Below are 7,714 nucleotides of genomic sequence, written 5' to 3'. Positions count from 1 at the left end.
GTCCACGAAGAATAGTTGCCATCATGAATCCATTCACCAATCCCGCCGTATCTTGGTGAATCATCAACTTGATAAACACTCTGAGACCATTTTCCTTTTGCCTTTGCAGCGGGAATTTTTTTAAGCTGCCAAGTACTGTTGCCTATATAATCAAGCACATCAGTGTCCTGATATTTCCAGTCTTGACGCCAATGCTTAACTATCATAGGACCCTCAATTTCACCCTCGTCATTTTTTATGTACATAACTAAAATGTGCTGAAGACTTATGAAATCTCCTTTGTCTTCTATGACCTCCACAAACTCCGTAGCCCAGGAGTGGTAGGGGTTTTTAATTACATATCCACTTCGAAGAGGTACTGTTTCAATAAAATCAAAAGTGACTCTATAATCTCCGGCCATTGCTAATATGGCTCTTCTATCTCGTTCAAAGTCGCTTATGCCAGGCTCATAAATAGACAACCACGCAGTATTTTCCGATTCATCCAGAACTACAGGCGCGCCCATTGAGGTTCCGCCCCTGGGTTTAAGTTCGCTATTTTGATCATAAGACCAGCTGAATGTATATAATCTTTCTTCGCTTTGTGTGAGCTGTGTTGAATATGATTCACTTTGAGATTCGGGAACGTTGTTCTTAGACGCGCATCCAGCGGCAAAGCATATTGAGAATAATATTAGAGCTAATGATCTCTTCATGATGATTTCCTTTAACTACAGTAATAATACCCTAAAAAATATACCCTATTTGAATACGATAATCATTATCATTCATAACCATTTGCATTCATTAATATTTATTAATATTAACTTGAATTTTGGCACTATCCGGGTTTATTTTAGTTACTATTAATATAAACGATAATTTTGGGTTTAATCGGGCATACTTTAGATTAAATTTACTCAAGGTTACAAAGGAGCTGAAATGTTCATATTATCACTAAAAAAATACTCATTACTATTATTGTGTTTATTGATGATACCACTAGTATCCTGCACTAATAATACGAGTGATGATGAAAAAAAGACACTTACTATATATTCTGGTAGAAGTGAGAAGCTTGTAGGCCCGATAATTGAGCAATTTAGTGAGGCTACTGGCATTGATACCAGGGTTAAGTATGGCGGCACATCAGAGCTTGCTGCAACAATTTTAGAAGAGGGCGATAAAAGTCCTGCGGATATTTTCTTTGCTCAGGACCCGGCTGGGTTAGGAGCACTAGAAGATAAGTTTACTACCCTCCCTGATGAAGTTCTTGTAGAGGTAAATGATAAATTCAAATCAGATGATAAAAAATGGGTCGGCACCTCAGGTCGTGCAAGGACAGTGGTCTACAATACTAATATGTTGACAGAGCAAGATTTGCCTGACGATATGTTTGGCTTCACCGACCCCAAGTGGAAGGGCAAAATCGGCTGGGCTCCTACAAACGGATCTTTTCAAGCAATGGTCACTGGAATGAGGAAAATATGGGGAGATGAAAAAACTAAAGAATGGTTAAACGGAATAAATGCAAATAACCCTAAGAGTTTTCCAAATAATACCTCCACAGTTGCAGCGGTTGCAAACGGAGAGGTTGAGGTTGGGTTTGTGAACCACTATTATCTTTATCGTTTTCTTGAAGAGCAGGGTATGGACTTTAGCGCGCGAAACTATCATATAGAAGAAGGCGGCCCCGGGGCATTAATACTAGTTGCCGGCGCCGGTGTGCTTGAGACCTCAGAAAACAAAGAAGAAGCCATCGAGTTTCTTGAGTTTATGCTCTCACCGGTATCTCAGCAATTCTTCGCCTCACAGAACTATGAATACCCAGTTGTTGAGGGAGTGAAAATAAATCCAATGTTGAAACCACTTGCTGATATTAATAGTCCAAAGATTGAGATGAGCGATATGAATGACTTGCAGGGTACAGTTACGATTTTAAGAGGGGTTGAGATAATACCTTGATCTGATTAAAATCAGAAACTATATATGAATGCTATTGCTGCGCGGTTAAATGATTGGTTTTATATCTCATTACTCATAATTTCTCTGGTAATAGCTGCCGCTTTATCAATTCCGCTGATATATCTGTTTGTAAAAACCATTGGCACTGGCGATGAAGCTTTAGAGATAATTTTTAGGTGGCGTACGTTTAACATAATTGTGAGAACATTGGTTCTTGCATTTAGCGTTACTATTGTTTCAGCTCTTATTTCCGTGCCTCTTGCATGGTTTTTATTTAGGACCAATATTCCGCTTAGGAGACTGTGGCTAACTCTAACGGTGATTCCGCTTGTTATACCCTCATATGTTGGCGGGTTTATAATGGTAGCAGCTTTTGGACCTACCGGTTTATTTCAAAGCATGCTTTCTTCATTTGGGGTTGAGCGTCTTCCTGAGATATACGGGTTTTGGGGCTCTCTTATTGTGCTTTCAGTTCTTCGTTTTCCTTATATGCTTCTGCCAGTCAGCGCGTCATTGTCAAAGCTTGATGTCTCACTTGAAGAAGTCTCACATAGCCTTGGATACAGCACATTTAAAACATTTTTCAAAGTAATACTTCCTCAGCTAAAGCCCGCTATAGCTACAGGCGGGGTCTTCACATCGCTGATGGTTTTAAGCGACTTTGGCGCAGTCTCGCTTCTTAGGTATGAAACCTTTACTTGGGCCATATATGTACAGTACCAATCGGCATTTAATTTTGATGTTGCAGCGGTTCTTTCAACGCTAGTGCTATTACTTGCCTCCATATTCATAATATTTGAAAGCAGAATACGTAAAAATGAGTTGAGCTCAGGAACCAGTAAGCTAAGACGCAGTTTTAGTTCATATATAGATATTGGGGCATGGAAAACACCTGTCATACTTTTTCTAACAGCACTGGTTCTACTTAGCCTAGTAATCCCCTCAGCAGTTCTTTTCTACTGGCTGTATTTGGGTATAACCACTGGACAGGCTTTTAGTAATGTCCTCAGCATGGCTTTTAATTCCTTAACAATAAGTCTGGTTGCAGCTGTTGTTATTGTAATTACGGCATTTCCAATTGCATATTTTTCCTGTAGGTACCAAGGGAAAATGTCCAGATTCTTAGAGAATATAGTCTATGTTGGCTACGCACTGCCTGGTGTTGTAGTAGCATTATCAATCGTATTTTTAGGCATAAGGTTTCTAAGGCCCTTGTATCAAACCTACATATTGCTCATAGCCGCCTATGTAATTCTCTTTCTCCCTATTTGTATAGGGACTATGCGAAATTTGATACTCCAGATTAACACTAATCTTGAAGATGCCGCTCGAAGTCTGGGGAAAAACCGTTTTCAGGTAATTGCCAGGATTACGCTTCCTTTGATTAAACCAGGAATACTTGCAGGTTTTATTTTGGCTTTTTTGCTAACAATGAGAGAGCTGCCATCAACACTGATATTATCCCCATATGGATTTAGAACTCTAGCAACCGGAATATGGTCTGCTACATCTGAAACTTTTCTGGCTGCAGGGGCAATGTACTCTTTGGTTTTGATGCTAGTTGCTTCAGTACCTATGGTATTTATTCTGCTTAAAAGAATTAATAATTGATTTTTTGCCAAATAATCTGGGTTTAGTAATTGATGCTACACTATACTCTATTGGTAGCTATAATATATGTAAGCAAATTCACTTGGAGGGATTTGTAATTTGGATCATATTTTAGAATGTAAGGATATTACGAAATCATTTGGCTCTGTGACAGTGGTTCAGAATATGTCTTTTTCTTTAGAGCCTGGTGAAATAGTTTCACTCTTGGGGCCTAGCGGATGCGGCAAAACCACCGTTCTAAGACTGATTGCCGGGTTTTTATCACCAGATCAGGGTGAGATAGAGATAGGCGGCAGCACCGTCTACAAAAATAATAAAGGCGTTCCTCCAGAGAAAAGGGGCGTGGGGTTAGTATTTCAAGACTATGCTTTGTTTCCGCATCTAAGCGTTCTAAAGAACATCACCTTTGGACTAAAGGATGGGGATAAGGAAAAAATTGCCTCTAAGTATATATCTCTTCTAGGCTTAGAAGGGCTTGAATCACGCATGCCCGGAGAGCTTTCAGGAGGACAGCAGCAGCGTGTTGCTCTTGCCAGAGCACTTGCGCCCTCTCCAAAAGTATTGCTTTTAGATGAGCCTTTCTCTAATCTTGATGCAAGTCTTAGATTAGATGTAAGAGAGGAAATCTTAGATATCTTAAAGTCAAACGGAGTCTCAGCGATATTTGTAACTCATGATCAGGAGGAAGCTTTTTTTGTCGGGGATAAAATTGCGATAATGAATAACGGCTATCTCGAACAACTAGGCTCGCCCTATGAAATCTATCACAACCCTAAATCGAGTTTCATAGCCAAGTTTGTCGGGACTGCTGATTTCATTTCTGTAAGTAATGTCTCAGATCATGCTTCAACAATTGTTGGTGATGTTGATCTTCCCAATAGAACAAATGATTCCAATGAGCTTGAGATCATGGTGAGACCAGATGATATTGAACTTCATACCGATACGCAAAGGTTTAACGCAACCATTGTATCCTCAATATTCCAAGGAGGGTCATATATCTATAAAGTTTCTATGGATAGCGGTGAGACATTGCACTGTTTAGAGCATCATGCGGTCCAGATTCCGCTTGGCTCTAGAGTTTTGGTATCGATGTCTAATCATCACAAACCCCTATTTTTCCATAATGGTATTCAGCTCTAATACCTAATTATTGAATCGTTCCGTCAAAATAATCTGCAGCAAGTTCATAGGCGTCTTTGCCGACCATGGACCCTACAATTCTGCCTTGCAGGTCATCCACGTCCACATGTATACCGCCCCATAGTCTTGATATGCCCGCTTCATCTGAAGCATCATAATATTTAGCCCACTCAAGCTCGATATCTTCTGTAGGACCTATTTCAAACTCAAGAAAGTCGTCTCTTTCGGCTATTAATGTCCCTAGTCCTCCCGGAAAATATTCGCTTCCAGTAAAAGCAGCTAATACCTCTGCAGCAGCACGGCTGAATGTGCTGTGCCCTGAAATATATCCGGCAAATGGAGGAGTCACGAAGTTTGAGCGCTGATAGGGCAGCCATTGTATGGCCAATATCCAGCCCGTCCCGCTGTACTCGCTCTCAGGATCTTCAGGTTCTCCCAACCATGAATGAACTGCAATAAATCCCTCAAAGCCTGCTAGTTGACTGTGTCTTTGACCTGGAGCAGTGCTATCTTCGGTAATTACCTCAATTAGATCCGGCACTAGAGGAAGCCCATCGGGATGATAGGAAATTCCTTCTGGGTCTGAGGACTGCCCTAATCCGCCCATATATCGAATAGAGGATATAGGTCTTACGTAGTCATACTTTCGTTTGGCATCCCAGGCCGCAACAGCTGCGTCATGAAGCGCCCCGTTTATAGCAAAATAAAGTTTTACATCCCATTCCAGATCGTTTAACTCTTCTCCTGTATTTGCGATTCTCTTTATAAGAAGCGGATGATCAGATACATAGTTGGCTATTGTGTTCCAATGACCTGGCGGTGTTTCAGAATCAGGCCCATCTGCCCAGAATTCAGCCAGAATACGTCCGTAATCACCCCTTTTAACAATATTAGACTCGTAAGGAAGTCCGGTAAAAGGATTAACGCTATATCCAGTTCCGTTATTAGTTCCAAGACTATTATTTCCTATAGCTCCAGGAGAAATATCTATAAGATTTCCGTCATCAGGGTCTACTTGGCTGCTGAAACGGATAACGCGCACAATAGCGTCTTTAAATAACTGATCGCCTTCACCCCCAAGATAAGGAGGGGATCCAGGGTCTAAAAAAACATCTTCATCGGGATTGTCTCTGGGAACAAGGGCAAAAGGTTTCACATAGCCCCAGTGAGGTCCAAGGAAGACCTGAATGTCTCCCACTTCCTGCTGATTTTGAGTTAGCCTGCCTGTAATGTCTAGAGGCTGCCAGCGATTTTTATCATCCATATTGACCGGACCTAGAATTCTAACAGCCAAAGGTTCATTTACAGGCATATAACCTGTGTTGTCTTCATAACCTCCAGCCTCATTTGAGCCGTCAGTTAGTCCGTAAGACAAAACCTCTTGGGCTATTCGGTTGCCCAGAGCTGCGGGAGAATTTCCATCAGTACTTGTAAAGGACATGTCATATCCAAGCTTATTCATTGTTGAGTCAAAAGATGCTAAGGAATCCTCTGCGCCTGGGGAGTTGGCATATCTAACTGTGAGGACCCTATATGCGGCAAAGCTTATTGATTCGGCTCTGGCGGATTCAACGTCTTCAGCACTCACTTTATCTTTTACCAAATAACCGATCGATGTGCTGTCATATGCAGCCCAGGCATCGTAGATTGCAATTGATAAATGGAACAGATTACGGGAATGAACTGTGGGCGCCGGTGTATCTAAACGAATTGCATTTAAAATTTCTTCATTCCAAATCCTTGCTACTGAGTTATCAGAGCTTATATTGTTGGAATTGCTTTCACTATCACAACCAATATGTATTGTGGATATTAAAACTATAAAACTAAATACTAATAAAGAAGCAGGTCTACCGCTACGTATTCCCTTCATTGTTTCCTCCATATAGTTATTTCGCTACCTATATATAAATATACCTAAACTTAGCAGAACAATATCTACAATTAGATTGTGTTTAGATGCGAGGTTTGAGTGAATTGTTATACATTTCACTATTTAACTTATACAGCTGCTATAAGGGTTGTAGAAGGTAATGTTCCATTACACACTATTGAAGAGCTTCTAGGACATTCATCTATCAGAATGACCGATAGGTGCTCACATCCCGAATATGATTGCAATAGAAGTAGTAAAAGTTATGTAAGTGTCTGTAGTTAAATGGTAGCCCTAATGCACCAGAGTTCGAACCAGATACTGATAGATATGAAAAATATATATGAATTTAGGGATGAATTATAAGAAAAAGGGAGCCGAAGCTCCCCTTTAGGTTAGAAAGATAGGAATTTAATTTTATGCAGTAGTTTTTCTTCTTCTGATAACCATAAATCCTACTATGCCTAAAATTCCTGCCATTACGACCATTCCCCATTCGGAAAGGGTCGGAACATTGGATGTGAGTACAGGTATGATACACATATCAGCGTCGAACTCAGGATTATCAGCCGGGTTATATAAGGCAGCCATCTCAGCACTGGTTACAAATAATGAGAGCTGATTCGTATTCGCGTCGGGGCCTGTACGCAGAATACTGGAGCCGAGGACTTCCTCATCATCGTTACCTATATAAATCCTGCCCTCAGCATCAACAGCCAATCCGCCTTCAGGGTCAGGACTTTCCCCATTTAGCGCAGCAGCAAGCTGGCTTTCAGATAGAAACAGCTCAGGTACTCCGGTATTTATATCTACCACGAAAATACACATGCATTCTTCGTCTTCTGCAATATACAATTTATCACCAACAAGAAGAATCGGCTCATCTAACTCTACATCATCAACATTTGCGGCGTCCTCAAATTCCTCTTCCGATGTGAGCAAAAAACAGGGACCACCCGGACGGCAGCTCACTAAATCGTCTGAATCAGAATCCACTAAATATATATTTAGATCGGGATCGACCGCGATACCGCCTTCCAGGTCAGCGGTTTCACCCACCGCATCATTAATTGGCGCCTCAGGCACAGCTATGGATACCACTGAGCCCGGAACCGTTACTCGAAGTATGCTGGTTGAGGTGCG

Annotated in this window: 6 protein-coding genes; 3 read left to right on the top strand and 3 right to left on the bottom strand. The window is 41.1% G+C overall.

The features are described 5' to 3' along the window. Positions 1 to 695, bottom strand: a 695-nt coding sequence (locus AAF462_07980; GenBank protein ID MEM7009055.1) for a DUF6607 family protein, incomplete at its 3' end; no start/stop codon positions are given. 277 nt (positions 696 to 972) lie between these two features. On the opposite strand from AAF462_07980, the gene AAF462_07975 reads away from it, so the two are divergent. The 3 genes from AAF462_07975 (at position 973) to AAF462_07965 (ending at position 4,698) form a co-directional block, all read left to right on the top strand. Beyond that, the gene (locus AAF462_07975; protein MEM7009054.1) at positions 973 to 1,944 is read left to right on the top strand and encodes an iron ABC transporter substrate-binding protein; all 972 of its coding nucleotides are present in this window, start codon (positions 973 to 975) and stop codon (positions 1,942 to 1,944) included. Positions 1,945 to 1,968: 24 nt separating this feature from the next. Further along, positions 1,969 to 3,555, top strand: a complete 1,587-nt coding sequence (locus AAF462_07970) for an iron ABC transporter permease (protein MEM7009053.1) — start codon at positions 1,969 to 1,971, stop codon at positions 3,553 to 3,555. 99 nt (positions 3,556 to 3,654) lie between these two features. Next, entirely contained in the window at positions 3,655 to 4,698 is a 1,044-nt protein-coding gene (locus AAF462_07965; protein ID MEM7009052.1) for an ABC transporter ATP-binding protein, read from the top strand. 7 nt (positions 4,699 to 4,705) lie between these two features. Here the strand turns inward: AAF462_07965 and AAF462_07960 are convergent, their stop codons facing one another. Together AAF462_07960 and AAF462_07955 are read right to left on the bottom strand one after the other, a co-directional pair. Beyond that, positions 4,706 to 6,571, bottom strand: coding sequence for a vanadium-dependent haloperoxidase (locus AAF462_07960; protein MEM7009051.1), 1,866 nt, complete (start codon positions 6,569 to 6,571; stop codon positions 4,706 to 4,708). Positions 6,572 to 6,988: 417 nt separating this feature from the next. Further along, a partial coding sequence (locus tag AAF462_07955; protein MEM7009050.1) for an IPTL-CTERM sorting domain-containing protein occupies positions 6,989 to 7,714 on the bottom strand: 726 nt, incomplete at its 5' end.

The sequence above is a fragment of the Thermodesulfobacteriota bacterium genome (assembly GCA_039028315.1).
In the GTDB taxonomy this organism is placed as follows: Bacteria; Desulfobacterota_D; UBA1144; order Nemesobacterales; family UBA2774; genus CR02bin9.
The sequence above is the reverse complement of the archived record's forward strand: the minus strand, read 5'-3'. Positions and strand labels throughout refer to the sequence as shown.

Coding starts and splice junctions, on each gene's coding strand:
- AAF462_07975 (MEM7009054.1), top strand. CDS start 973: ATGATACCACTAGTATCCTGCACTAATAATACGAGTGATGATGAAAAA.
- AAF462_07970 (MEM7009053.1), top strand. CDS start 1,969: ATGAATGCTATTGCTGCGCGGTTAAATGATTGGTTTTATATCTCATTA.
- AAF462_07960 (MEM7009051.1), bottom strand. CDS start 6,571: ATGAAGGGAATACGTAGCGGTAGACCTGCTTCTTTATTAGTATTTAGT.